Source organism: Paraburkholderia sp. SOS3 (assembly GCF_001922345.1).
Taxonomy (GTDB): Bacteria; Pseudomonadota; Gammaproteobacteria; order Burkholderiales; family Burkholderiaceae; genus Paraburkholderia.
In genome coordinates, this window is sequence record NZ_CP018812.1 from 2,333,946 (window position 1) to 2,359,069 (window position 25,124).

26 protein-coding genes are annotated in these 25,124 nt (G+C 60.9%); 10 read left to right on the top strand and 16 right to left on the bottom strand.

Annotated features, from left to right (window positions below; all coding sequences use genetic code 11):
• Nucleotides 1–202: 202 nt before the first annotated feature.
• Both BTO02_RS30520 and BTO02_RS30525 read right to left on the bottom strand, forming a co-directional pair.
• The gene (locus BTO02_RS30520; RefSeq protein WP_232243589.1) at nucleotides 203–901 is read right to left on the bottom strand and encodes a haloacid dehalogenase type II; all 699 of its coding nucleotides are present in this window, start codon (nucleotides 899–901) and stop codon (nucleotides 203–205) included.
• A gap of 399 nt (nucleotides 902–1,300) precedes the next feature.
• Complete coding sequence (locus BTO02_RS30525; protein WP_198039289.1) at nucleotides 1,301–1,885, bottom strand: CGNR zinc finger domain-containing protein; 585 nt, start codon at nucleotides 1,883–1,885, stop codon at nucleotides 1,301–1,303.
• A 167-nt stretch (nucleotides 1,886–2,052) separates the two neighbouring features.
• On the opposite strand from BTO02_RS30525, the gene BTO02_RS30530 reads away from it, so the two are divergent.
• From BTO02_RS30530 to BTO02_RS30555, 6 genes are all read left to right on the top strand, one after another.
• Nucleotides 2,053–2,655 carry a TetR/AcrR family transcriptional regulator gene (locus BTO02_RS30530; RefSeq protein ID WP_075160736.1) on the top strand — a complete coding sequence of 201 codons (603 nt, stop codon included), beginning with the start codon at nucleotides 2,053–2,055 and terminating at the stop codon, nucleotides 2,653–2,655.
• An 8-nt stretch (nucleotides 2,656–2,663) separates the two neighbouring features.
• Nucleotides 2,664–3,500 carry an alpha/beta fold hydrolase gene (locus BTO02_RS30535; RefSeq protein WP_075160737.1) on the top strand — a complete coding sequence of 279 codons (837 nt, stop codon included), beginning with the start codon at nucleotides 2,664–2,666 and terminating at the stop codon, nucleotides 3,498–3,500.
• A gap of 191 nt (nucleotides 3,501–3,691) precedes the next feature.
• Nucleotides 3,692–4,450 carry a CGNR zinc finger domain-containing protein gene (locus tag BTO02_RS30540; RefSeq protein ID WP_232243590.1) on the top strand — a complete coding sequence of 253 codons (759 nt, stop codon included), beginning with the start codon at nucleotides 3,692–3,694 and terminating at the stop codon, nucleotides 4,448–4,450.
• A 468-nt stretch (nucleotides 4,451–4,918) separates the two neighbouring features.
• Nucleotides 4,919–5,653: a LysR family transcriptional regulator gene (locus BTO02_RS30545; protein ID WP_198039290.1), complete on the top strand. Its 735-nt coding sequence runs from the start codon at nucleotides 4,919–4,921 to the stop codon at nucleotides 5,651–5,653.
• A 222-nt stretch (nucleotides 5,654–5,875) separates the two neighbouring features.
• Nucleotides 5,876–6,577, top strand: coding sequence for a response regulator transcription factor (locus BTO02_RS30550; RefSeq protein ID WP_075160740.1), 702 nt, complete (start codon nucleotides 5,876–5,878; stop codon nucleotides 6,575–6,577).
• 121 nt (nucleotides 6,578–6,698) lie between these two features.
• Complete coding sequence (locus tag BTO02_RS30555; protein WP_075160741.1) at nucleotides 6,699–7,682, top strand: AraC family transcriptional regulator; 984 nt, start codon at nucleotides 6,699–6,701, stop codon at nucleotides 7,680–7,682.
• Nucleotides 7,683–7,708: 26 nt separating this feature from the next.
• On the opposite strand, the gene BTO02_RS30560 is transcribed toward BTO02_RS30555, so the two are convergent.
• From BTO02_RS30560 to sufB, 6 genes are read right to left on the bottom strand one after another with little or no spacing between them, the layout of a single operon-like run.
• Nucleotides 7,709–8,047, bottom strand: a complete 339-nt coding sequence (locus BTO02_RS30560; RefSeq protein ID WP_075160742.1) for an SUF system Fe-S cluster assembly protein — start codon at nucleotides 8,045–8,047, stop codon at nucleotides 7,709–7,711.
• On the bottom strand, nucleotides 8,044–8,493 hold the full coding sequence (sufU, locus tag BTO02_RS30565; RefSeq protein ID WP_075160743.1) for a Fe-S cluster assembly sulfur transfer protein SufU: 450 nt from the start codon (nucleotides 8,491–8,493) through the stop codon (nucleotides 8,044–8,046). The genes BTO02_RS30560 and sufU overlap by 4 nt, the downstream gene beginning before the upstream one ends.
• On the bottom strand, nucleotides 8,490–9,734 hold the full coding sequence (locus BTO02_RS30570) for a cysteine desulfurase (RefSeq protein ID WP_075160744.1): 1,245 nt from the start codon (nucleotides 9,732–9,734) through the stop codon (nucleotides 8,490–8,492). Before BTO02_RS30570 ends, sufU begins: the two co-directional genes overlap by 4 nt.
• Before the next feature lie 25 nt (nucleotides 9,735–9,759).
• Nucleotides 9,760–11,094, bottom strand: coding sequence for a Fe-S cluster assembly protein SufD (sufD, locus tag BTO02_RS30575; RefSeq protein ID WP_075160745.1), 1,335 nt, complete (start codon nucleotides 11,092–11,094; stop codon nucleotides 9,760–9,762).
• Nucleotides 11,091–11,879 carry a Fe-S cluster assembly ATPase SufC gene (sufC, locus tag BTO02_RS30580; RefSeq protein WP_075160746.1) on the bottom strand — a complete coding sequence of 263 codons (789 nt, stop codon included), beginning with the start codon at nucleotides 11,877–11,879 and terminating at the stop codon, nucleotides 11,091–11,093. Before sufC ends, sufD begins: the two co-directional genes overlap by 4 nt.
• A gap of 57 nt (nucleotides 11,880–11,936) precedes the next feature.
• On the bottom strand, nucleotides 11,937–13,385 hold the full coding sequence (gene sufB / locus BTO02_RS30585; RefSeq protein WP_075160747.1) for a Fe-S cluster assembly protein SufB: 1,449 nt from the start codon (nucleotides 13,383–13,385) through the stop codon (nucleotides 11,937–11,939).
• Nucleotides 13,386–13,813: 428 nt separating this feature from the next.
• Here sufB and BTO02_RS30590 point away from each other — a divergent pair, with 428 nt between their 5' ends.
• Together BTO02_RS30590 and rclC are read left to right on the top strand one after the other, a co-directional pair.
• A complete protein-coding gene (locus BTO02_RS30590) occupies nucleotides 13,814–14,173 on the top strand; it encodes a DUF4148 domain-containing protein (RefSeq protein WP_232243591.1) in 360 nt (119 codons plus the stop codon).
• 89 nt (nucleotides 14,174–14,262) lie between these two features.
• Nucleotides 14,263–14,886, top strand: a complete 624-nt coding sequence (rclC, locus tag BTO02_RS30595; RefSeq protein ID WP_075160748.1) for a reactive chlorine resistance membrane protein RclC — start codon at nucleotides 14,263–14,265, stop codon at nucleotides 14,884–14,886.
• A 69-nt stretch (nucleotides 14,887–14,955) separates the two neighbouring features.
• Here the strand turns inward: rclC and BTO02_RS30600 are convergent, their stop codons facing one another.
• From BTO02_RS30600 to BTO02_RS35310, 4 genes are all read right to left on the bottom strand, one after another.
• On the bottom strand, nucleotides 14,956–15,501 hold the full coding sequence (locus tag BTO02_RS30600) for a DUF3455 domain-containing protein (protein ID WP_083615459.1): 546 nt from the start codon (nucleotides 15,499–15,501) through the stop codon (nucleotides 14,956–14,958).
• Between the two features lie 190 nt (nucleotides 15,502–15,691).
• On the bottom strand, nucleotides 15,692–16,324 hold the full coding sequence (locus tag BTO02_RS30605) for an MlaC/ttg2D family ABC transporter substrate-binding protein (RefSeq protein WP_075160749.1): 633 nt from the start codon (nucleotides 16,322–16,324) through the stop codon (nucleotides 15,692–15,694).
• A 210-nt stretch (nucleotides 16,325–16,534) separates the two neighbouring features.
• On the bottom strand, nucleotides 16,535–17,785 hold the full coding sequence (locus tag BTO02_RS30610; RefSeq protein ID WP_075160750.1) for a cytochrome P450: 1,251 nt from the start codon (nucleotides 17,783–17,785) through the stop codon (nucleotides 16,535–16,537).
• Between the two features lie 160 nt (nucleotides 17,786–17,945).
• Nucleotides 17,946–18,464, bottom strand: coding sequence for a ProQ/FinO family protein (locus BTO02_RS35310; RefSeq protein WP_075160751.1), 519 nt, complete (start codon nucleotides 18,462–18,464; stop codon nucleotides 17,946–17,948).
• A 54-nt stretch (nucleotides 18,465–18,518) separates the two neighbouring features.
• Between BTO02_RS35310 and BTO02_RS35315 the strand changes: the two genes are divergently transcribed.
• Nucleotides 18,519–18,959, top strand: a complete 441-nt coding sequence (locus BTO02_RS35315) for a hypothetical protein (protein WP_232243592.1) — start codon at nucleotides 18,519–18,521, stop codon at nucleotides 18,957–18,959.
• A gap of 93 nt (nucleotides 18,960–19,052) precedes the next feature.
• Here BTO02_RS35315 and BTO02_RS30625 read toward each other — a convergent pair whose 3' ends face one another.
• The 3 genes from BTO02_RS30625 to BTO02_RS30635 form a co-directional block, all read right to left on the bottom strand.
• Nucleotides 19,053–20,495 carry an aldehyde dehydrogenase family protein gene (locus BTO02_RS30625; RefSeq protein ID WP_075160753.1) on the bottom strand — a complete coding sequence of 481 codons (1,443 nt, stop codon included), beginning with the start codon at nucleotides 20,493–20,495 and terminating at the stop codon, nucleotides 19,053–19,055.
• Between the two features lie 76 nt (nucleotides 20,496–20,571).
• Nucleotides 20,572–22,224 (bottom strand): acetolactate synthase large subunit, encoded by a 1,653-nt coding sequence (locus BTO02_RS30630; protein ID WP_075160754.1) that lies wholly within the window; start codon nucleotides 22,222–22,224, stop codon nucleotides 20,572–20,574.
• A 271-nt stretch (nucleotides 22,225–22,495) separates the two neighbouring features.
• Nucleotides 22,496–23,176, bottom strand: a complete 681-nt coding sequence (locus BTO02_RS30635) for a type 1 glutamine amidotransferase domain-containing protein (RefSeq protein ID WP_075160755.1) — start codon at nucleotides 23,174–23,176, stop codon at nucleotides 22,496–22,498.
• Nucleotides 23,177–23,756: 580 nt separating this feature from the next.
• On the opposite strand from BTO02_RS30635, the gene BTO02_RS30640 reads away from it, so the two are divergent.
• Entirely contained in the window at nucleotides 23,757–24,806 is a 1,050-nt protein-coding gene (locus BTO02_RS30640) for a helix-turn-helix transcriptional regulator (RefSeq protein WP_075160756.1), read from the top strand.
• Here BTO02_RS30640 and BTO02_RS30645 read toward each other — a convergent pair.
• Complete coding sequence (locus BTO02_RS30645; RefSeq protein ID WP_075160757.1) at nucleotides 24,761–24,988, bottom strand: hypothetical protein; 228 nt, start codon at nucleotides 24,986–24,988, stop codon at nucleotides 24,761–24,763. The two genes, BTO02_RS30640 and BTO02_RS30645, sit on opposite strands and share 46 nt — an antisense overlap.
• Nucleotides 24,989–25,124 lie beyond the last annotated feature (136 nt).

Genomic DNA, 25,124 nt, shown 5'->3' on the forward strand with positions numbered 1-25,124 from the left:
GCTTCGCGGCAACCAGTCAATCCAACCTTTTATTCAATTTTTTATTGGTTACACTGACTGATTGCTTTCCGGGCGGCCTGACGATCGGTTCCGACTCGTCAGTTATGGTCGGTATCCTATCTAATAAAATGTATTGCAAATCACACGGCGCGCTTGTTCAATTCGCCCGCTACGGCGCCCTATGGGATTCGGCACGCGCTGCCTACCGGATCAGCGTAGCGAGTTCGACGAGCGACCGATGCTCGCTATGCAATCCCGCGAACTCGTATTCCGGCGGCAACTGTGACCGGTTGATACGTGCAGCCTTGAAGCCGAAAGACGACGCGCCCGCGAGATCCCATGCGTTGCTCGATACGAACACCACCTGACTCGGCTTCACGTTCAACGTGTCGCAAGCGTACTGGTAAACACGCGGGTCCGGCTTGTAGACCTTCAGATCATCAACCGACAACGCCGCGTCGATAAATTCCAGCAATCCACCCGCCTCGAGCGCCGCCTTGATCATCTGGTTTGTGCCATTCGACAGCACCGAAATTTTGACTTGCGAATCTTTCAAACGAGCGAGCGCTTGCCGGGCCTCCGGATGCGCATCGAGCACGAAATACGCGCTCAACAGCCGCGCTTTCAAGTCCTCGTCGTGATCGAGCCCGAACGTGCGCAAGGTATAGACGAGCGCTTCCTCCGTCACGGTCCAGAAATCTTCATAGCGATTCATCATCGTGCGCGTCCAGCAATACTCGAGCTGGCGCGATCGCCACATCGCAGCGAAGGCATCGGCCTTCTCTCCCATTGACGCCGCGTTGCGTTTCACCGCTGCGTTGACGTCCAGCAGCGTTCCGTATGCGTCAAACACAAAAGCTCGAATTCCGTCCGACATATCGCGCTCCAGTTCATAGGTCAAGGTGCAGTCCATATTAACCGGTTGATATGGTTTATCCAAACGCTGACTTGTCTCCATCTGACGAAAACACTTTTCTATTTCCGACCTGAAAAGAAGCGGACGTGCTTGAATGCGGAACTTCGTCGTAGAACGCTAAGGACTGCATTTGTCCCGCTAGCAGAGACGGGATCTCCGAGCGCGCCTCGACGCGATTCTGCGCGAGATCCGGGACATCACATAACAGCTATGCACGCGTCGCATCGGCGACGCGAGAATTGACCTATGGGATTCGACGGCAGACCGGTTCGACAAGGCCACGGTGGCCATGGGTATGGGCTTCGTGTTCTCGCGGAGCGGGACACGACGATGCGACCCGACGGGCGGCCGACTCTGAGGATTCGCCTAGCCGTCCCGGACAAATCAACGCATATGCGCCGCTCGCGCGTGCTTGCGCTTGAATGCGTGAACCTTTGCGCGGCTCCCGCAGCGCTGCATCGAACACCAGCGGCGTTGGCCGCTCGGTGATGTGTCGACGAACAGCATTCGGCAATCGGGCTGGTCGCAAGTCTTGACGCGCAATTTCAATGCCCCGGTGACGAGGTCGATCGCATCTCGCGCAATGATAGAGAGGGCCGTGGCCAACGGGTCGTCGGAAACCACCGATACGGTGCCGGTGGTACTGTCGAGCTGCGGCATTCCGAGCGGATACTTCGCCGCACGATTGACGATGCTCACGGCCCGCTCCGGCAACCTGCCGTGCATCGCTCCCGTGACCATCTGCCAGATCGCTTCGCGCAGCTCGACAAGGCGAGCTTCTTCGCTTCTGGATAGCGCCGGCACGTCGGAGAACAGACCCGCTGCTTTAAGCCATCTGCCGCTCGCGCCTGCCGACGCCATGATGTCGAGCGGTTTGGAGGCACGCCGCCGGATTGTCGCTGCAAGGTCTAACGAGACCCGTCCGGAATTGAAACGGAACTCCGGTTCCATTGCTCTCGCAATCGCCATACAAATAACCCTGAAACTCGAGACGAGTGCAACCAGTATATCCGGTTATACCGGTTTCCACCCGGTTCGAACCAGGGATGATCCGGGCGCGCCTTGACCCTGCGTTTTGTACTTAATAGTATGTACGCAACAAGCGTACGTACATCTCGATCAGGAGGCGAAAGGCAATGGGGCCGCGGGAAGACATCATCGAGGCGGCGAAAGACCTGCTCTGGGAGAAAGGGTACGAAGCGACGAGCCCGCGCGATATTCAACTGAAAAGTCATTCTGGCCAAGGCAGCTCTTATCATCCCTTCCCGAGCAAGCAGGCGTTAGCGTATGCCGCTATTGTCGAAGTCGTCGATGAGCGCATCGCAGATTTCGAAAAAGCAATGTCGCATGACGGACGCTTCAGGGACCGCCTGCTTACCTTTCTCGAGCAGAACACGAGGCCGTTGTCGGGTTGCCGCGTAGGCCGGCTCGTTTGGGATTGTGCAATTCAGGACGAAACGTTGCGGCTTCCTTTATCACGCTATTTCGAACACCTCGAAACGCGGCTGCGAGCAATTCTCGAAAACGAACAGGCAGCGGGTTCGATCCGCTTGAGCCTGCCTGCCGCCCACATAGCATTGACCATCGTCACCGTCGTTCAGGGCAGCTTCGCGGTGAGCCGCGCCATGAACCGGTCACGCGCCGACGATTCGCGCACCGCGCTGGCTGCCTGTCTCGACCTTGCAATCGTGGATTGCGGCGATTCGCACACGGCGTTCGCGGGTTCGTCCAACCACTGAGGCCAGCCATGCAAATGCCGCTCAAAGGCTCGATCAGCGTCGCAAATCAGCGGATCGCCTATACGCGCTCCGCTCAGACGCCTACGGTCGCATTGCTGCACGGCATTCCGACAAACCGCCATCTCTGGCGTCACGTCACGCCGGAGCTGTCAGCGAAACAATGCGGCTGGATTGCATTCGACCTCGTCGGATACGGCGATTCGTCAAAGCCGGCAACGCTCGACATTGGCGTGCGCGCGCAGGCGCATTTCATTGCGGGCGCCATGCATGCAGCAGGATGGCGGCGCGGCACGGTAGTCGGCCACGATATCGGCGGCGGAGTGGCACAGTTACTTGCGCTCGATCCGTCGCTAAGGATCAATCGAATGGCATTGATCGATAGCGTGGCCTACGACTCGTTTCCCGAACCGGGCATTGCGCGCCTTAAAGACCCGGCATGGGATGCGATCCTCGGCGCGGAAGATTTCGACCTGAAGCGCGGCTTTGCCAAGGGCCTGAAGCAAGGATTAGTAAAAGGCGAACTCGTGACGCCCGAGCTGATAGCCGCGTATGAACGCCCGTTCCAGGGCGTATCTGGGCGGCTCGCCTATTTACGCGCGGCACGCGCGCTGCGCAGCGAAGACCTCATGGCGCGAATCGCCGACATCGAGGCGCTTGACATTCCGGTCCTGATGATCTGGGGTGCGCACGATCATTTTCAGCCCGTTGAATATGGCCATCGGCTCGCAAATGCGTTGCAAAACGCGCAGATCGAGATCTTGGAGACAGCCGGGCACTTTCTGCCCGAAGACGAGCCCGCGCTGCTGGGCAAGCGGTTGGCCGATTTCGTATCGCACGCGCGCTGAGACGCCGCCCGCGGCCTCGCCCTCGCCGTTGCCCCTCGCCGCAAGGCCATTCTCGAACACGAATGGCGCTCGCGCAGACGGGTCGTCGCGCCAACCATCACCCAATACGTATTCGCACCCGCCGCTGCGGCGTCGACGCTTGAGATCACGCTTGCACTGGCATTCACTTACGCCATCAACCGAAAGCTGACTTGCTTGCCAGGTTGGGCGGCAAGCCCGCGAACTCGCAGACTCCTGTATATTACGAATGCGGGTTACCGGTACTGCAAGCGCCCTACGCCACGTATTTTCGACTGACCGATAACTTGTTCAATTTCCATTTTACCGGTTACAATCGGCTTCCCGGTTACTGGAGAAGACTGATGGTTGCCCCTTCCCAAGCGTTTCTGCAGCTTGCTGACGACCCTGCGCTCGACTTCGTCAATACGGTCGCGACCAACGAGGGCGAGCTATTCGATTACCTCGAAACCGATAGCGATGTGATCGCCTGGCTACAGGCGATGCAGTATCTCGACGCGAAGGAGCAGCCCTCGTTCAGAAAGGGAGCGCTGCTCGCCGCTGCCCGCCACCTGCGAGATGTCATCAAGAAGCTCGTCATACAGAAAAAAGAAGGAAAGCGAGTGGATGTGGCGGCGCTCAACGCGTTTCTGGGCCATGCGCGCTATCACGTGAACCTTGTTCGCAAGGCACACGGGCATCTCGATGTCGTTCACGAATACGAGCGCTCGTCGCCGGAGCAACTGCTGGCGCCCGTCGCGCAAGCGGCTGCGGAACTGCTTGCAACCGGAGACTTCGAGCTGGTCAGGAAATGCGAGGCCGACGATTGCGTGCTGTGGTTTTACGATCGAACCAAGGCGCATCGGCGCCGCTGGTGCAGCATGGCAATGTGCGGAAATCGCCATAAAGTTGCGAACTTTCGTGCCCGCCAGAAGTACGCCGCGAGCGAATGATCGCGACGCACCTTCGTGCAGCAACGTCGACAAGACACCCTATCATCAGCCCTCGCAGAGCGCACGCGGACAAAAAGTAGAAAATCCGTGGCGCGCATTGCGCCGGGACCCGCCAACTCAACGCACACACCATCGTGCAATAGCGCGTAACAGAACACCGTGGCGCTATCGAAGTCGCTTGCACGGTGACTTGTTGCAGGCGTAAGCGCCAACACATAGAAGTTCATCGTCCCGTTGCGGGCAGTCGAGGCATCGCAGCAACCGCACCGCAGCAGCCGTCTGCACGCTATCCCACGCCGCTCCCGTCATATCAGCTATTCCAAGCCTGGTGCAGCGTTGACGCTCCTACTCCGTACCTACTACTATGCACGAACGTCGAGTGCTGTTGCATTGGGTCCGTTTCAGCAGGAGTTCTGTTCATCCTGGCATCTCACGGATCTGTTTTAGCCGCACATGAGCAAAACCGGTATGAAGAACATCGATTACCAACTGCGTCAATTCGTTAAGGTTGCTTCTTATAAATCTTTGTCCGAAGCCGCTGTCGCACTGAATGTCACGCAGTCGGCATTGAGCAAGCAGTTGAGGGAAATCGAGCTTGCGGTTGGGCATCGGGTCTTTCGCCGCCACGGCCGCGGTATCGAACTGACGAAACAGGGCGATGCGCTCCGGCGCGCGGTGCGGGCCGCTTACAACCTGGTGGATGCAACGATCGGCCAGATCCGCGCGACGCATGACCGCACACCGGGCATGACATTGCGAGTCGCGACGTTGCATGGCCACTCACAGCGCGTCGTAAACGAACTTCTCGCGACCACGCCGGGCAAGCAGCCCGAAATGAATCTAACAGTAATGGAGGGTTCGGCAGCCGACGTGTACCGCCTCGTCGAAACAGGTATCGCCGACGTGGGCTTTATCGAAAGCGCCACAGAAATACCGGATACGCTCGAGCTAAGCAGCGCAGCGCCGGATCGCGGCGATTCATCCCGGTACGCTCATGGCGAGCGCTCGGCGCGTGCTGCGATTAGCGATGATATACCGGTTACACGCGTGAGTTGTGTTTCCGCCATCGGCAGCAGCGACATCGCCGCGAATTCTCCGATCGCTGAAACGATCGACCGAACCATGGGCCAGCGCAATTGCGAAGTCGCGAGGACATTCCTGCGCCTCGTCGCCGTTACCCGAAAAGCGAAGCGCGCGGCGTGACGCCGGCTCGCCGAACCTCCCTTCGACACAACCGTTTGCCGCATTCATACGCATTCCTTTTCATGGCGAGTTCCATCCATGGTTTCTCGATCATCGCGCTGTCCGTGACAACATATCTGTCATTGAGTAGACTTCTTGCCATTCACAGGTATCGCTGGACCATGACAGAGCAAGCCGCGAACTGTAACCAGTAAATCAGATATATCCGGTTTTACAGAATTTATGAGCGACACAGCCAGCCGCGGCTCGGCGAGCAATGACAGCAGCGGAATCGTCTATGTGATCGATGACGATTCGCCGATCTGCCAGGCAGTCGAATCCCTGTTCCGTTCCGTCGGAATCCACGCGAAGACATTCTCGAGCGCCGTGGATTTTCTGACGAGCGAGATGCCCGACACGCCATCGTGTCTGCTCCTCGACGTGCGCTTAAGGGGCCCTAGCGGCTTCGTCGTCCAAAGCCAGATGCGCGAGCGGCACATTCATATTCCGATCATCTTCATGACGGCCCACGGCGACGTCGCAATGTCGGTCAAGGCGATGAAAGCCGGTGCGTTCGATTTTCTGACAAAACCCATACGGGATCAGGAATTGCTTGACGTGGTCGCGGAAGCGCTGAAAGTCGACGAGAAACGCTTGCGCTACCAGCGTTCGCTGGCGGCACTGCGTTACCAATACGATTCGCTTACGCCAAGGCAACGCGAAGTGATGACGCTCGTCGTAAGCGGTCTGATGAACAAACAGATTGCCTCCCAGATGTGCCTGAGCGAGATCACGGTGAAGATCTACCGGAGGGAGGCCATGAAGAAGATGGGGGCGGCGACCGTGGCGGATCTCGTTCGCAAAGCGGTTCAGCTCGGCATACAGGATCCCGTGCCCGACGACCTCGCGCACTGCGTCCAGCTCGCGAAGGACACGGCCGTCTGAGCACATTCCATCGGTCCGCAATGACATTGCCGGAATAGAAACCATCGGTCGCGTGTCCAGTAAGGGTGCAACTGCGCAAAGCAGATAGGAACGGCGCAGTTGCCTTCACCGAGACACTGCGATGACCACACCGTCCCACCATCTGTCCTATCGCCGCGGACCCGCCGTCGAATACGAGTGGCAGCAGGGTTTGCGCTCGCTCGGCATCCACTGCAGGATGGATCCGCTGCGTTCGATCGATGCCGGCTTTACCAGCTGGAGCGCCGGGCAGATCGCGATCATGTCCGCTGATTTTCGCCATCAGACGATTACCCCGGTTTCCCCCGACGAATCGGTACTAACGCACGATCATCTGTTTCTCAAGGTCGTGAAAAGCGGTTGGGCCACGATCGAGCAGCGCGGACAAACGCGCGTGATTCGCGAAGGCGACGTCGTTGTTCTCGATCCCAAGGAGCCTTACCGCGAAATCGTCACGGAACGCGCGTCCGGCCTGGGCCTGCGCTTTCCGCGTTCCGCGTTGCGCGAACGCGGCTTTCGCTGCGCATTGCGCGGTCTCTATCTGCCCGATGTGTCTTCGCCGGATGTGCAGGCAGTGCGCGCGCTAATCGAGTGTCTTGGTCAGCGATCGGGCGCGTCCAGCACCGAGGTCAGGCGCCGTCTCGGCGATCAGTTGCTCGATCTGCTCGATATCGTCATCGACGATCCGACCGTGGCTCGCACAGGACGCGGGGCGGCCGCCATTCTCTTCAAGGCCAGGCAGTTTATTTCGCGCAACGCCGGCAATGCGGACCTCTCGCCATCGCAGATTGCCGCGCACGCGTGCGTCTCCGAAAAGCATTTGAGCCGCATTTTCTCGGCGCAAGGGACGTCGTTGATGCGCTACGTGCAGTCGGTGCGTCTCGAACGCGCCGCGCGGCTGCTTGCGGCAACGCCATGGAAACGCAATCTCGTCGTACAGGTTGCATTCGAGTGCGGATTTACGACCGCTTCACATTTCAGCCGCGCGTTCAAGGAGCGATTCGGTGTCGCGCCAAGCGAAGCGCAGACGCTTGGTCTGCTATCGCCGGACGGCGCGTACGGGCTCGAGGCGACGGAAAAGCGCTAGCGCGATAAACAATCGGCACGCGGCCGCTAGAACATCCCAAGTTGAAGACGCGCGGCTTCGGTCATGCGTGCCTTTGTCCAGGGCGGGTCCCATACGAGGTCGATCCGGACATCGCGCACGCCCGCTAGCGAGAAGACCTCCTCCTCGACTACCGATGGAAAAGTTTCGGCGACCGGACACGCGGGCGCGGTCAACGTCATCTGGATTTCCACGCGCCCTTCTTTTTCGTCGACTTTCAGGTCGTAAATCAGCCCCAGATCGTAGATGTTCACCGGAATCTCCGGATCGTACAGCGTGCGCAATCCCTCGATCACGCGGTCTTCGAGCGCACGCGCGCTTTCGCCGCTAAACGATTCGCCGCTCATTCTTCGTGCTCCTTGCGGCCTTGCAGCGCAGCCGATAACGTGTGCCATGCGAGGGTCGCGCATTTCACGCGTGCCGGATAGTCGCGCACGCCGGCTAGCACACGGGTTTTGCCGAGACCTTCGGTATCGTGTTGCGCGGGTTCGCGATCACTCGTCACCATACCCTGAAAGCGCTCGATCAGCCGTTGCGCCTCTTCCAGCGTTTTGCCCTTGACGAGATCGGTCATCATCGACGCCGATGCGGTCGCAATCGCACAGCCCTCGCCATCGAATCCGACCTCGATCACGACGCCATTCTCGACGCGCAGCGCAAGCTCGACACGATCGCCGCACAGCGCGTTATACCCTACCGCCGCGTGACTTGCGTGTTCGACCTCATGCCGGTTATGCGGCCGGCGATAGTGATCGAAGATCACTTCCTGATACAGCTCGCGTATGTCGCTCATGATCCAAACAGCTCCTTCACACGCGCGAGTCCCTTCACGAGGGCATCGATTTCGCCGTGCGTGTTGTAAAGCGCGAGCGACGCACGCACCGTTGCGGGGACGTTGAAACGCGCCATCGCCGGCATTGCGCAATGGTGACCGGCGCGCACCGCAATGCCGGCGTCGCTCAGAATCGAGCCGACGTCGTGCGCATGGATGCCGTCGACGACGAAGGACAGAATGCCGGATTTCTCCGCCGCAGTGCCGATGAGCCGCACGCCGTCGACGCGCTGCAATTCGCCTGTCGCATACTCGAGCAACGCATGCTCGCATGCTTCGATCGCCTTGAAGCCGAGCGAGCCGATATAGTCGATCGCCGAAGCAAGCGCAATGGCGCCCCCGATATTCGGCGTGCCCGCCTCGAACTTCCATGGCAGCTCGTTGTACGTGGTCGTTTCGAACGAGACGGTGCGGATCATGTCGCCGCCGCCCTGCCAGGGCGGCATTGCATCGAGCCACGTCGCCTTGCCGTACAGCACGCCGATGCCGGTCGGACCATACAGCTTATGGCCTGAAAACGCGTAGAAGTCGCAGTCGAGCGACCGTACGTCGACGGGCATGTGTGCGATTGCCTGCGCGCCGTCGAGCAGCACGGGAATACCGTGCTCGTGCGCGGCCTCGATCAGCCGCTTAACCGGATTGACCGTACCGAGCGCATTCGATACATGTGCAAGCGCAACGAGTTTCGTGCGCGGGCCAAGCAGGCGTTGGTAGGCCTCCATATCGAGCGTGCCGGTATCGTCGACGGGCACGACTTTCAGTACCGCGCCCGTCTGTTCGCACACGAGCTGCCACGGTACGATATTCGAATGATGCTCGATCGCGGAAAGCACGATCTCGTCGCCCATCTGCAAACGCGGCCGTGCGAAGCTGTGGGCCACGAGATTGATTGCTTCGGTCGTGCCGCGCACGAAGACGATTTCCGATGTGTGTGCCGCGTTGATAAACTTCGCGACCGTTGCACGCGAGCGCTCGTACGCTTGCGTTGCACGTTCGGCCAGCCAGTGCACGCCGCGGTGCACGTTCGAATTCGTGCTGCGGTAATAGTCTGCTTCCGTCGCAATCACGCGATACGGTTTCTGGGTGGTCGCGGCATTGTCGAGATAGATGAGCGGCTTCCCGTCCGGATGGGTGTCGAGAATCGGAAAATCGCGCCGCCATACGCGCACGAGGTCTTCGCGTTCCAGATCGATGCGTTTCATATGCGCTCCCTATGCCTATGCCTGTTCAGGCGTTGTTTGCGTCAGCCGGCGCCTCGTTCATCCGCGTCAGCAATGTGGCTTCGAGACGCGCTTTCAATGCGTCGATCGCCACGCGGTCGATCACGTCGCGCGCAAAGGCAAACGTCAGCAGCGCGCGTGCAGCCCGTTCGTCGATGCCGCGCGCACGCAGATAGAACAGTTGCGTTTCATCGATCTGTCCGACGGTCGTGCCGTGCGTGCAGCGCACGTCGTCGGCAAAGATTTCGAGTTGAGGCTTGGTGTCGACTTCCGCATTGCGCGACAGCAGCAGGTTGTGATTTGCCTGATCGGCATCGGTCTTTTGCGCATCCTGGCGCACGACGATGCGTCCGTTGAATACGCCGTGCGCGGCGCCGTCGAGCACGCCACGATAGGTTTCGCGGCTCGCACATAGCGGGTGCGCATGGTCGATCATCGTGTAGTGGTCGAGATGCTGCTTGCCGTTGCCGACGTAAAGCCCGTCGAGCGATGTCCGGCTGCCCGGCGCCGCGAGCTCTACGGCGATGGTCGAACGTGCGAGCGCGGCGCCGAACGAAAACGCATACGACGAAAAGCAGCTCGCGTTGCGCTGCTCGGCAATCACCGTTCCGGTATGAACGCTGCCTGGCGCCTCGTCCTGCACGCGGTAGTGCTGCACGTCCGAATTGTCGTCCGCATGAATATGCGTCACCGCGTTCGTGTAATACCAGTCGCCCTGCGTGCCGACGTACTGTTCTACGACCGCGCAGCGCGCATGTGCACCTGCAACGATCAGGTTCAAAGGTTGAACGGTCAGATCACGCTTGCCGCCGTCGACAAAGAGCACGTGCAGCGGCCTGTTCAGCTCCGTGCCCGGCGGCACCAGCATGACATAGCCATCGCGTGCGAATGCCGCGTTGAACGCAGTCAGGCCGTCGAACGCATCTTCGCGTTCCAACCGCTCACGGATCCGCTCTGGAATCTGCTCGAGCGCGTTTGCGAGGCTGCCGATAAACACGCCGGGCGGCAACGCGCCGAGGTCGGACAATTGTCGAGCCCACACGCCGTTGACAAACACTAACCGGCTCACTCCTTCGAGCGCATGCGCTTTCACAAGCTGTTCAGCTGCCCTCGGATGAACCTCGTAATCGACGGCCGTCGCAAAGTGCAGCAGCTTGCTGCTCAATATGTCGAGGTTCGTGTACTTCCACGCTTCCTCGGCGCGCGTCGGAAAGCCCTGAACGCGAAACTGCTCGAACGCGCGCAAGCGCCACTCGTTCACCCACGGCAGTGTTGCACCGGGTAAAGCCGGGGCAAGTGCCGTGAAGCGGTGCGTCAGATGGTCGAGGGACTCGCTCTTCATGCGGCCACCTGCGAGGATTGCGGCGCGCGAGCGTTTTCGTCGGAGCCCTCCACGAGCCAGCCATAGCCGCGCTGTTCGAGTTCGAGCGCCAGTTCGCGCGTGCCGGACCGTACGATTCTGCCCTGCGACAGCACATGCACATAGTCCGGCACGATGTAGTCGAGCAGCCGCTGATAGTGCGTGACGAGCACGATTGCACGCTCCGGGCTGCGCATCGCATTCACGCCCTTCGCCACGAGTTGCAGTGCATCGATATCGAGGCCCGAGTCGGTTTCATCGAGAATCGCGAGCTTCGGTTCGAGCACTGCCATCTGCAGAATTTCGTTGCGTTTCTTCTCGCCGCCGGAAAAGCCTTCATTTACGGCACGATGCAACAGATCGTCGTTCATCTGCATCATGTCCATCTTGCCGCGCAGCAGATCGAGGAAATCGATCGCGTCGAGTTCAGGCTCGCCGCGATGCCGGCGTTGCGCGTTGAGTGCCGCACGCAGCAAGTAGACGTTGCTCACACCCGGGATCTCGACCGGATACTGGAACGCGAGAAAAATGCCTTCGCGTGCGCGCTCTTCGGGTGCCAGCTCGAGCAGGTTCGAACCGAACCACAGGACTTCGCCGCCCGTAATCTCGAACTGGTCGCGGCCCGCCAGCACATTCGCAAGCGTGCTTTTTCCCGAGCCGTTCGGGCCCATGATCGCGTGTACTTCGCCGGGCCTTACGTCGAGATCGATACCGCGCAGAATGTCCTTGCTTTCAACACTTGCGCGCAGATTTCTGATTCTCAGCATGATTCAGTGCTCCTCGCTGTTTGCTGCCATTCCGTCTTGCTCGTCGCGTCAGCGTCATTAGCCGACGCTTCCTTCCAGACTGACCCCTAGAAGCTTCTGCGCTTCGACCGCAAACTCCATCGGTAGCTGATCGAACACTTGCTTGCAGAATCCGTTGACGATCATCGACACGGCGTCTTCCGCCGACAGCCCACGCTGCATGCAATAGAACAGCTGGTCTTCTCCGACGCGCGACGTCGACGCTTCGTGCTCGACCTTCGCCGTCGGATTCTTCACTTCGATATACGGAAACGTATGCGCGCTGCAGCGCTCACCCATCAGCAGCGAATCGCATTGCGTGAAGTTGCGCGCGCCTTCGGCCGAGCGCGCGATGCGCACGAGACCGCGATACGCGTTGCTGCCGCGGCCGGCGGAAATGCCTTTCGACACGATCGTACTGCGTGTGTTCGCACCGATATGAATCATCTTCGTGCCCGTGTCGGCCTGTTGCAGATTGTTGGTTAGCGCGACCGAGTAGAACTCGCCGATCGAGCCGTCGCCGCGCAGAATCACGCTCGGGTATTTCCACGTGATCGCCGAGCCGGTTTCGACCTGCGTCCACGAGATCTTCGAGTTTTTCCCGCGGCAGTCGCCGCGCTTCGTCACGAAGTTGTAGATGCCGCCACGGCCGTTCTCGTCGCCCGGATACCAGTTCTGCACCGTCGAATAGCGGATCTGCGCATCGTCGAGCGCAACGAGTTCGACCACGGCCGCATGCAACTGATTTTCGTCGCGCATCGGTGCCGTGCAGCCTTCCAGGTAGCTGACTTGCGCTCCCTTGTCGGCGATGATCAGCGTGCGTTCGAACTGGCCGGTGTTCTGCGCATTGATACGGAAATAGGTGGACAGTTCCATCGGACAGCGCACACCGGGCGGCACGTAGACGAACGAGCCGTCGCTGAACACCGCCGAATTCAGTGCCGCAAAGAAGTTATCCTTGTGCGGCACGACGGAGCCGAGATATCGCTGCACGAGATCCGGATGGTCGCGCACTGCGTCCGAAAACGAGCAGAAGATAATGCCGAGCGCCGACAGCTTGTCGCGGAACGTCGTTGCGACCGACACGCTGTCGAACACGGCATCGACTGCGACACCGGCGAGCATTTCGCGTTCCTTGAGCGGCACGCCAAGCCGTTCGTAGGTGCGCAACAGTTCAGGGTCGACTTCGTCGAGACTCTTCGGCCCGCCGTTGCGCGCCTTAGGCGCCGAGTAATAGACGATCGACGCGTAATCGATCGGGTCGCGCCGCACCGTCGCCCATTGCGGTTCGGTCATCGTCAACCAGTGGCGATAGGCGGCGAGACGCCATTCGAGCAGAAACGCCGGTTCACACTTGCGCGCCGATATGGCGCGAATCACGTCCTCATCCAGTCCCGGCGGTAACGAATCGGCCTCTACGTCCGACACGAAGCCATGCTTGTACTGCCGGTTTACGAAGGGGTCGAGTTCGGTCATCGTGTCTGCCATGCGTGCTCTCCATTGATTCCCTTGCGTTGATTCCCTTGCGTTCCTGCCACATCGAACAGTGCATGTTCCGTACCGCATCGATCAAAGTTTATGCTTTATCAGGATCCCTTATGTCGATACGGTTTTATGGTCTTCGGGCGCTATAACCCCACTTTCTTTAGCGCTTTCGTCGATAAGGTCTTTTCGCCTCGCGGCTCGCACGCGGCGAATCGCGGCAGCGAAACAGCGCTTGCAGCACGTCCGCTCAGGCGAGCCCCTATGGATGTCATGCGATTTTCAATCGCGGCGCAGCGTGACGGCTTTCGCGCGACCTGAGCCGAATGAGCATGTGTTTGAGCCATCCGGACTGCAAGCCACTACATGTTTCTTCCTAGAGTGGACCTACGCCATTGCCGATGGCCACGCGTGACGACCCTCAACAGGAGAACATGATGAAGTTCCAATTCGCCATCCCCCTCATTGCCGCGACTGCATTTGCGGTTCCCGCCTTGTCCGGCACCGCTGCGAGTGTCGCGCACGCGGATGAACTGACGCGTGCCCAGGTGCGCGCCGAACTCGCGCAATTACGAGCGACCGGCTACGACCAGTCGGTCGGCGAAGATGCGCATTATCCAGACGCATTGCAACTGGCACAGGCACGCGTCAATGCACCGCAACCCGTCGCGCAGGCGCCGTCTCACGAAATTTCAGGCTATGGTCCCGAAGCCGCGGGCATTTCGACTTCCGGCGGCAAGCGGTTCGCGCAGCCTGGCAACGACGGTATGAAGCCGATCTACTTCGGCCAGTGAATTCCCGCGAGCGGTTTTTAGCCCGACACGCTTTGACCAGAGCAGGCCGCTCGCGCGGCCTCGACTCACTTATCCGATGGAAGAAAACGATGAACCTCTATACCGACTTTCTGCGGGTCGCGAGCCGTGGCGAAAGCCTCGGCGCGAATCTCGTCCGTATCGCCATTGCGATCGTTTTTCTGTGGATCGGCGCGTTGAAGTTCGTTCCTTACGAAGCGGACAGCATCACGCCGCTCGTCGCGCAGAGTCCCGTGATGGAGTTCTTTTACAAGCATCCGAAGCAGTATGCGCAGCATATGACGAAGGAAGGGCAGCTCGTACCCGAGCAGCGCCAATGGCAGCAGGCTAACAATACGTATGGTTTCTCGCGTGGCCTCGGCACGCTCGAAATCATCATCGGCCTGCTCGTGCTGTCCAACTTCGTGTCGCGCAATCTCGGGCTGCTCGGCGGCGTGTTGTCGTTTCTCACGCCATTCGTGACCCTGTCGTTTCTGATAACGACGCCCGAAACATGGGTGCCCGCGCTCGGCGACGCGCAACACGGTTTCCCGTACCTGTCCGAACATGGCCGGCTAATTATCAAGGACACCGTGATACTGGCCGGCGGCGTCGTGATCATCGCCGATTCGGCGAGGCGGCTGTTGCTCGAACGCGAGTCGCTCACGCGGTCGGGCGCCCGTTCGCTGCTCGCTGAACACGCGCAGTCCCAGTAGGCATCGATGCCGCTATCTTCGCGGCCGTGCTTGTGCAAGGCGGGCAAACGGCCGCGAAGCTCGCGGTGCTTACTTCCAGAATACGTAGTTCGCGAAGTAAGGCGAATAAGCGATCTGATGTTCGGCCGTGCACATCTGGGCAGGTGCAGCGCCGCCCACCGTGTTCAATCGCTGCACATAGCGCACGTTCGACAGTTCGCCGCCTTTTTCACCTTTTTCGCCTTTTCCGTCGTCGCTCTTCGTTTCGAGCAGCAACTGCGGAATACTGTCCGCCGATGCGCTGGCCATCTGCGCGATCGGATGGCCGACGATGCGGCTACCGTCCTGCGCCTGCCATGACGGTCCGGCGTCGTGTTGAATCACCGCGCGCCCGACTGGGTCGTACAGCGTCGCATGTGGGCTTCTGAAGAGCCACGTCAGATGGTGCGAGCCGTCGTACTCGCACATATAAATCTGGACGCCGGTCGCGGTAGTGGAAGCGTACGGCTTCGCGTTCGCCGGCGTAAGCAGCGACGAAGTCGGTACAGCGGATTGCGCCGGCGCCGATCCAGCCGCCAGACAGGCGGCGGCCAGTACGGTGAAGACGCGCAAATACGGTAAGCGGTTGCGGAACATGACATGGGTCTCCTGGCAAAAAAGCCTGCTCCGGAAACATTCGAGACGCCGTTTCTATTCCGCCCGGCACAAAGCTTTCAGTTGCAAGCCAGGAAATGGCCAGCACGCCGCGCCGCGCCCCGTGACATATTCTGCACTGCGTACGCTGCGGGCACCGCCTGGTTATTTTTTTCGCGCCGCTTTCGCGGTCTTACTGCTGCTGTCTCCCCGAAGCGAGCTGCTCGTTGCGCTCCGTCAGGAACTGAATGAGCCCATCGATGCCGCTCTGTGCGATCTTCTCTCCAAATTGCTGCCGATACGTCTGCACGAGCCACGCGCCGACCACATTGAGGTCGTAGACGCGCCAGCCTGCCGGCGTCTTGTGCAGCCGGTAGTCGATTTCGACAGGCTGGGCATTCGTCAACGCGATGGTGCGCACCACGGTATCGGTATCGCTCGGCGACATCCGCATCGGCGGATACTCGATTTTCTGATCCGGGCGCAATTGCGCGAGCGCGCCCGCATACAGGTGAATCAACAGCATCTGGAACTGATGCACGAGCTTCTGCTGCTGTTCAGGTGTCGCGGTCCGCCAGTAGCGGCCGATCGCGAGCTGCGTCGTGTAACGGAAATCGATGTACGGCAGGATGTCCCGGTTCACGATATCCATGATGCGCGGGATGTCGCTCGGGTCGATCGACTGCTGGCGCACTTCGTCGAGCACTTGCTGCGTGGCGGTTTTGATCAGCGCCTGCGGGTCCGATTGATCGTCGATCTGCGCGAACGTGCTGCCTGAAAAGATGAAGGACGTGGCGAAAGCGGCGATCAGGAATAGTTTTTTCATGGGAGCGCGAATCCTGTGCGAATGCGTGGCAGCGATGCTTTACTGCGCGGGCCGATAGGGCGACGGCGCAAGCATGGCGTTGCGCTAGCTTAGCATTGCGCACGACATCGCGACCAAGGCGCGCCAAAACGCTGCCGTAGCGGCGCAGTCCGTACGCCGCAGCGCCTTCGCCGCGATGCGCAGACCGATGCGTAGACCGTTGCGCCGACCCTAAGCACCCGCGCGCATGGCCGCCGCGCCTGCGCTGGCCGGATGCTCGCACCACAGCGCCTCGACGCCGCGCAGCGTGTTGTGATGCCGCCAGCGCAGCGCTTGCAGGTTCAGCACACGCAAATCCGGCAGGCGCGTCAGCAGCGTCTCGAGCGCGATGTGCAGTTCGAGCAATGCAAGGCGTGCGCCAAGGCAATAGTGCAGACCGCCACCGAACGACAGAATGCGCTTGTCGTTTTCCGCACGGTCGAGAATCAGCTGGTTCGGGTCGTGAAAATGCGCGGGGTCGCGATTCGCACCGCCCAGCATCAGCGTAACGATCGAACCGCGCGGCAATGCGATGCCTTCGATTTCGACGCCGTCTTCGAGCGTTGTGCGCAGCGCCGTCTGTACCGAACTCTCGTAGCGCATGCACTCGATAATCGCCTTCGGCAGCAGCCGCGGTTGCTCGCGCAACTGCCTCAACTGCTCCGGATGCCGGTGCAAGCTCACCACCGCATTGCCGATCATGTTCGACGTAGTTTCATGTCCTGCAAAAAAAAGCAGCAGCACATTCGAGACGATCTCGTCGTCGGTCAGGCGCCTGCCGTCTGCTTCGACCGAAATCAGCATCGAAATCAGGTCGTTGCCCGGCTGCGTGCGGCGTGCCTCCAGCACACCGTAGAAGTACTGTTCGAGTTCGAGCGTCGCCTCGTTCGCGGCGGCGAGCGTCGGTTCGTCCATCGCGATCGTCTCGAACGCTCTCGCAAAACGCTCCATCTTGTGCCCGATCGCAGCGGCTTCCTCGAACGGCAGGCCGAGCACGCCGGCAATCACCTGCACAGGCAGCGGCAACGCGTAACTGCCGACGAGATCGAAAGGTCCGTCGTGCGGCAGCTCGCCGATAAGCCGTTCGGCGGTCGCGCGCGTGACCTCGCGCAGCCGCTCGACCTGGCGCGCGTTGAACGCCTGCATCAGCAATGCGCGCAGCGGCGTGTGATCGGGCGGGTCCATCGTAATGAACATGCGGCTCAGCGCCTGAAACGTCGGCTGCGTCGCACGTTCTTCGCCGTAACGGCGCACGACGCCCGGCATGTAGCGGCGCCCCATGCGGCGGTCGTCGAGCAAAGCGGTAACGACCGCGTGGCGCGCCGTCGCGAAACGCTTGCCATCCGGCGTCAACGCGACGAGCGGCCCCTGCTCGCGCAGTACTTCGTAGTACTGGTACGGATCATCGAAAAAAGCGGGTGATTGAAATGCAGGAGCGTTCATCAGCGAGGGCCTCCGTGAAGCGGAAACTGAGCGGAAACTGAGGACGCCCGACGACGCCCTTGTCCCGATTACAGCGCTCGCTGTGCCTTTATTCCCTGCTGCTTTTTATTCCGTATTTATTGTGCTTTTATTTGGCCTCTCTCGAACGGCCATCTGACGGCTATTCAGTCGAGGCTTTTGTCGATGCCGATGCCGTTCCGTTTTCGGTTGCCGGCTGAACGGGAGCTTCGCTTTCGCTAGCGGCTGGCGCAACGACCTGCGACGCTTCGACTGCTTGAGCGGTTTCCGGTGCTTGTGCAGTTCCCGGCGCCTGCGCGTCGCCCGCCGCCACGTCCTGCGGCTTCTCCGACGATTGCGCCGCACCTTCCGCGTTGCGCGGTCGACGCGGGCCACCGCGCTGCAAGCTGCGCGCGAACGCCGTATCGCGCGGGCTGACCTGCCCCGCCGGTTCGCCATTCAGGTTCACGCGCGCCGCGCCTTCGGTCAGGCTCGCCCAATAGCGGCTACCGCGGCACCACGTGGCAATCGCTTCGCGGATTTCGGCTTCGTTCAGCGCTAATTCCTGCGCATGCGGCAACAGGTCTTCGAGAATGCCGATTTTCAGCGGCAGTTTCGGCGCTGGCTTCTTCGGGAAGGCAGCCGGAAAACGCTTCTGCAATTTGCCGATCGCGTGCACCACCGCATCGACCGGCTCCTGCGGCGGCCTGCTTTTCTGCCGGTTACGCGAATTTGCGTGATTTCCAGCCTGATTTTCGCCCCGATTTCCAGCCTCATGGCCGGCGTGCTGCCCGCCACGCGCCTCGCTGCGGGATTCGCCGCGTCGAGGATCCCGCTGTTCACCGCGCTGTGGCCGCCCCTGCTGCCGGCCGCGCGCATCGCCATGCCTCGCGTGCTTGTCCGGGCCGCCGGGCTGACCCGCCGACGCACCGCCGGCGCCGCGTTGTGCACCGGCTTGAGCGCCGCCGGCTTGCCCGGTCTGGCTGCCGTGTTGATCCGCCGCGCGAGCGCGGCCTTCGTCTTTGCGCGGTCGATGCGTCGAGCCATCCGCGGATTTCTCCGCCGCTCTTTCCGCAGCCTTCTGCTGCCTTTGTTGCCGCGCCTGTTGCTCGAGTTGCTTCTTCAACTCGGCCAGTTGTTCGAAACCCATGCTGTGTCCTGCAAAAATGACGCGTGATTCTACCAGCCCCGTGCGATGCCCACGCGGTATGGCGTTACCGCACCTCGCGCCGTCCGACCCGCGGTGCGATGCCGAACCGGCGCGACGCCGTTACTTGCGCCACGTCTCGCGCATCACCATGAGCCGCAATTCCGTCATATCCTCGATCGCGTAACGAATGCCCTCGCGCCCGAGACCCGAATCCTTGACCCCGCCGTACGGCATATTGTCGACCCGGAACGAGGGCACATCGTTGATCACGACTCCGCCCACCTCGAGTTCATCCCACGCCTCGTGCGCATGCGCGAGCGAATCGGTAAACACGCCTGCCTGCAAGCCGAAGTCGCTGTCGTTGACGGTCGCCAGCGCTTCGCTGTAGTTCTCGAAACGCTCGAGAATCGCCACCGGCCCGAACGCTTCCTTGCGATAAAGATCGGTATCGCGCCCGACATTCTCGAGCAGCGTCGCCTCGAAGTTCGCGCCGTCCACCTTCCCGCCCGCGACGATCTTCGCGCCCGCTTTCACCGCGCTGTCCATCCAGCCGCCAAGGCGTTTCGCTTCCGATTCGGAGATCATCGGCCCGACGAAGGTCGCTTCGTCCTTCGGATCGCCCATCTTCAACGACTTCGTTTTAGCGATCAACTTTTCGCGCAAGGCGTCATATATATCGGCATGAACGAGGATACGCTGCACGCCGATGCAACTCTGCCCCGACTGATAGAACGCGCCGAACGCGAGCCGGTCGACCACGTAGTCGAGCTTGTCGCGCTGGTCTTTGTCGACGATCGCCGCCGCATTGCCGCCCAGTTCGAGAATGACCTTCTTCTTGCCGGCCTTGGCCTTGAGGTCCCAGCCGACCGCGGGCGAACCCGTGAATGAAAGCAGTTTAAAACGTTCGTCGGTCGTAAAGAGGTCCGCACCGTCACGGTGCGCGGGCAGAATCGAAAACGCGCCCTTCGGCAGATCCGTTTCCGCGAGCACCTCACCGATAATCAGCGCGCCGACCGGCGTGCGGCTCGCCGGCTTCATCACGAACGGCACGCCCGCCGCGATGCCGGGCGCGACCTTGTGCGCGGCGAGATTCAGCGGGAAATTGAACGGCGAGATAAACGAGCACGGCCCGATCGGCACGCGCTTCGCGTAGCCGTGATAGCCCTTGGCCCGCGGCGAAATTTCCAGATTGATCACTTCGCCGTCGATGCGCACCGATTCTTCGGCCGCAACCTTGAAGGTATCGATCAGGCGCGTCACTTCGCCGCGCGAGTCGTTGATCGGCTTGCCGGCCTCGATGCAAAGCGCCATGGCGAGTTCGTCGTAGCGCTCGCGAAAGCGCTTCACGCAATGTTCGAGCACTGCCTGCCGTTTGAACGGCGCAAACGCGCGCATCGCCGGCATCGCGTCGGCGGCGAAACCGATTGCGGCATCGATGGCCTTCGCATCGGCGAGCGCGACGCGCGTCGCGACCTCGCCGCTGAATTTGTCGGTCACTGCGAGATCGGTGTTCGCGGCGACCGGTTCGTTGGCGAGATAGTACGGGTACGTTTCTTTCAGCATCACACGTTCTCCTTGGGGACGCCCGTTGTTCGCAGCGGGCCGAGCAAGCTACGTGCCGCGGGTCCGCTACATTGCGTCAAAGCTGCGCCGACAGCCGCTTGATCTCGCGATTCAGCACGCGCTCATTGTCAGAGTAGTCGATCGGCAGATCGATGACGTGCACGCCGCGTGTCGCGAAGCAATCGCGCACGAGCGGTGCGAATTCGGCCGCGGACGCAATGCGATGCCCATGCGCGCCATAGCTTTTCGCGTAGTCGACGAAATCCGGATTCGACAAGGTCATCCCATAGTCCGGGAAATTCATGTTTTCCTGCTTCCAGCGAATCATGCCGAACGCGTCGTCGCGCAGGATCAGCACGACGAGATCGAGCTTGAGCCGCACCGCTGTTTCGAGCTCCTGCGAATTCATCATGAAGCCGCCGTCGCCGCAGACGGCCATCACCTTGCGCTCCGGATGCACGATCTTCGTCGCGATCGCCGACGGCAAACCCGCGCCCATCGACGCGAGCGCGTTGTCGAGCAGCAGCGAATTCGGCTCGTGCGCGCGGTAGTAGCGCGCGAACCAGATCTTGTACATGCCGTTGTCGAGACAGATGATGCCGTCCTGCGGCATCGTCTCGTAGACGTCGTTGACGATGCGCACCGGGTACATCGGAAAGCGTTCGTCGTGCTGGCCCTTCGCGAGATGCGCGTCGAAGTGCGCCTTGATCTCGGTGAAGCGCGCGAAATCCCAATGCTCGCCGCGCCCTTTGAGCGCCTCTTTCAACTGCCACACCGCATTCGCAATGTCGCCGACCACTTCGATTTGCGGGAAGTACACCGCATCGACTTCGGCGCCGAGAAAATTCACATGAATAACGGTCTTGTCGCCGACATCGGCGCCGCGCATGAAGAACGGCGGCTTTTCGATCACGTCGTGGCCGACATTGATGATGCAGTCCGCGTGATCGATCGCGCGATGCACGAAGTCGCCATCGGACAACGTTGCATTGCCGAGCCACATCGGATGCGATTCGTCGATCACGCCCTTGCCCATTTGCGTCGTAAAGAACGGAATGCCGACCTGATCGACGAATTCGCGCAGCATGTTGCACGTGGTCTTGCGGTTGCCGCCCGCGCCGATCATCAGCAGCGGGTGCTTCGCCGCAGCGATCGCCTCGACCGCGCGTTCGACCGCCTTTTCCTCGACCACCGGCCGCCGGCTGTAGCTCTTCGGAATCGGCTTGCCGTCGCCTTCTTCATGTGCGACGTCTTCGGGCAGTTCCAGATGCGTCGCACCGGGGCGTTCCTCTTCGGCACGACGGAACGCCTCGCGTACCGACGCCGGGATATTGCCGATCGATACGATCTGGCGCGTGTACTTCGTGAGCGGCTCCATCATGCGCACGACGTCGACAATCTGGAAATGGCCCTGCTTGCTCGACTTGATCGGCTTCTGCCCCGTGACCATCAGCATCGGCATGCCGCCTAGCTGCGCATACGCGGCCGCCGTGACGAAGTTCGTCGCGCCGGGGCCGAGCGTCGAGATGCAGACTCCCGTGCGCCCCGTCAAACGGCCGTAGGTCGCCGCCATGAAACCCGCGGCCTGTTCGTGGCGCGTCAGAATCAGCTTGATACGCGAACGGCGCAACGATTCGAGCAGGTCCAGATTTTCTTCTCCGGGAATGCCGAACACGTATTCGACGCCTTCCGCTTCCAACGATTTGACGAACAGATCCGATGCTTTCATGAAAGAGCCTCGTTTGAATTCAGGATTAAAAGCGCAGGATTTCGAGTGGACTGCCAGGCCGACATGCACGGCCTGAGCCGCCATCATGGCATTGAGGTAAAGCTTACTCTTTCAGAGGCGATCGTGCGTCAAACAGGTTAGACAAATCGCATGGGGCGGCGCTGCGCAACGACGCATGCCCAACAGGAAAAGGCCGCTGCGCGAGATCGCCTGACGATCCGCGGCAACGGCCAACTGTTCGACCTTCTAACGATGCGATGCCGGCGGCAACTCAGCGCTTGAACTGCTTGAGCAGTTCTTTGGCAGCGGGACCTGAAGACGCCGGGTTTTGTCCCGTCGTCAACAGACCGTCGACGATCACATAAGGCGCCCAGTCCGGCCCCTTCGAATACTTGCCGCCCTTTTCCTTCAGCATGTCTTCGACGAGAAACGGCACGACCTTCGTCAATTGCACGGCCTCTTCCTCGCTGTTCGCAAAGCCCGTTACCGACCGTCCCGAAACGAATGGCTTGCCGTCCTTGCCTTTGACATTTTTGAAAACGCACGGGGCGTGACACACGGCCGTCACGGGTTTGTCCGTGGCGATCGCGCGTTCGATCAGCGCGGCGGAGTCTTTATCTTCGGCGAGGTCCCACATCGGGCCATGTCCGCCGGGGTAGAACACCGCATCGAAGTCGTCCATCGACATCGTCGAGAGCTTGTGCGTGTTCGCGAGTGTGTTCGTCGCTTCCGTGTCTTTTTCGAAACGGCGTGTCAGATCGGTTTGAAACTCGGGCTCGTTGCTTTTTGGGTCGAGCGGCGGCTGGCCGCCCTTTACCGAGGCAAGCGTCAGTTCCGCGCCTGCGTCCTTGAATACGTAATAAGGCGCCGCGAGTTCTTCAAGCCAGAAGCCGGTTTTCCTGCCCGTGTCGCCGAGTCTGTCGTGCGAGGTCAAAACAATCAGGATCTTCATGTCGATCGCTCCAGAAAGTGCCTGCCGTTGCCGCATACCCGCTGCTGCTGCCGGCATTCAAGCAGGACGCTTGAACGACCGGCAAGCCATCTTTCGACGATCTTGTCGAATACGCAAGCGGCGTTACAACTGCCCGGACACTCGCGTATCGAGCCGTGCTTTTCCGAAATGCCCGACGAGCGATCAGGCGCATTTCATTCTGCAGCACACCGATCCATTTTTTGCGCGGCCAGATCGCGGCGCCCCGCACTTCGACACGAGCAACGGCGAGCAGTCGCGCGCGTGTGGGCATGACGGGCATCGCAGGGGCATACCTTCGTATAAGTACCGCAGACTGTGATTTGTTGATTGGACACCACCGTACGATGTTCAGTGGACGCGACCGACGTTATGTTCGAGGCGTTTAGTATTTTTCGTGGGTCTCGCGCCGGAACGGGCAGCGCGCAGGCCCGTTCGCATGCCCGGCCGCATCTGACATGACCTGCTCGTAGTTCCGTCCTCCATGACGAGGTGATCCGCGATGTCGTCGTTCATATCCTTATCCGTAGAGTCCTCGAATCTCGCCGCAGCGGACAGCGGCATGCGCACGCCACTGTTGCCGGCTGCCCGGGCGCGCACGCCGCTGCGCCATGAAGCGAGCTGGCGCAGCATGCCGCAGGAACGCGCCGACGCGCCCGCGTTGCGCGGCGAGCACGCGATCGTGCTGGCGCGCTGGACGACGAGCGCCGAAGGCGAAGGCAACGCGCTCGGACCGCAAGGCTATTACGTGATCGCGCTCGCGCTGCGCCCGACGCTCATGCGCCTGTCGTCGAATGGCGATGTGCTGCACGACGGTCCGATCGATCGCGGCATGGTGCAGGTTACCGCGCCCGCGACGCAGATCGAATATCGCGCGCATGCACCGTCCGACTTCCTCCATATTTATCTGTCGGCGCGATACGTGGCGCAATGCTCTGATCCCGCGCTTGCGATGCGCACACAGCAGGCGCACCAGACGTGCTTTCCGTTCATGCGCGACAGCGTGATTCGCCAGCTCATGCATGTGCTCGTCGAAGCGCTCGATAGTCCGGACCCGGCAAGCCGCGCATGCGCGGACGCGGTAGCGCGCGCCATTGCCGCCCGTGCGCTCGGCATCGCGCTGCAGCCGGCCCGCTCCGGTCAGCCCGAGCCCGGCAGAACGCCGGCGCTCGAGAACTGGCGCCTGCAGCGAACCGTCACGTTTATCGACGACCATCTCGATCAGTCGATTTCGTTGCAGCAGCTGGCCCACGCGGTTGGCCTGTCGCCGACCTATTTCGCCGCGCGCTTTCGCGCGGCCGTAGGCGCGTCACCGCGTCTTTTCGTGATGCGGCGGCGCATCGAGCGCGCCAAGGTGCTGCTCGCGTCCACGCAGATGAGCATGATCGACGTTGCGCTGAACGTGGGCTTTCGGACGCAGTCGCACTTCACGACCGTGTTCGGCCGCCAGGAAGGCGCAACGCCGCATCAGTGGCGCATGCGTTGCGCGAACATGAACGATACGGCGAGCGCGGACGGGCTCGGTCGCGCGGCGCACGAAACACTGACCTTGCCGGAGCGCTGCGCTCAGTCCGGCATGACAAAGCAATGCAGCGCGGCCGCATCGTCCTGAAGCACGAATTCGCTTGCGCGCCCCGCGCGTACGTCGAGCAGCAGGCGCTCGAGCTCGGCAAGCTCCGCACGCAATGTGTCCGCTTTCGCGACGTGCCGGTCGTCGAGCGCATCGGAAACGATGCGCCGGCGCACCATGATCTTTTCTATTGCGCGTACGCGCGTCAAAAACAGGCGTTCCATACTTGTTCGTCGATTCATCGAGCTTGCGCGCGGCCGGCCCGGCCGCACGCAGCACGATTCGACTACGCACGGCTTGCATGATTCCTTCCTGCGTGCAAAAAAATAACGGCACGTGCAGGTTGTCGATGTGCGCCAC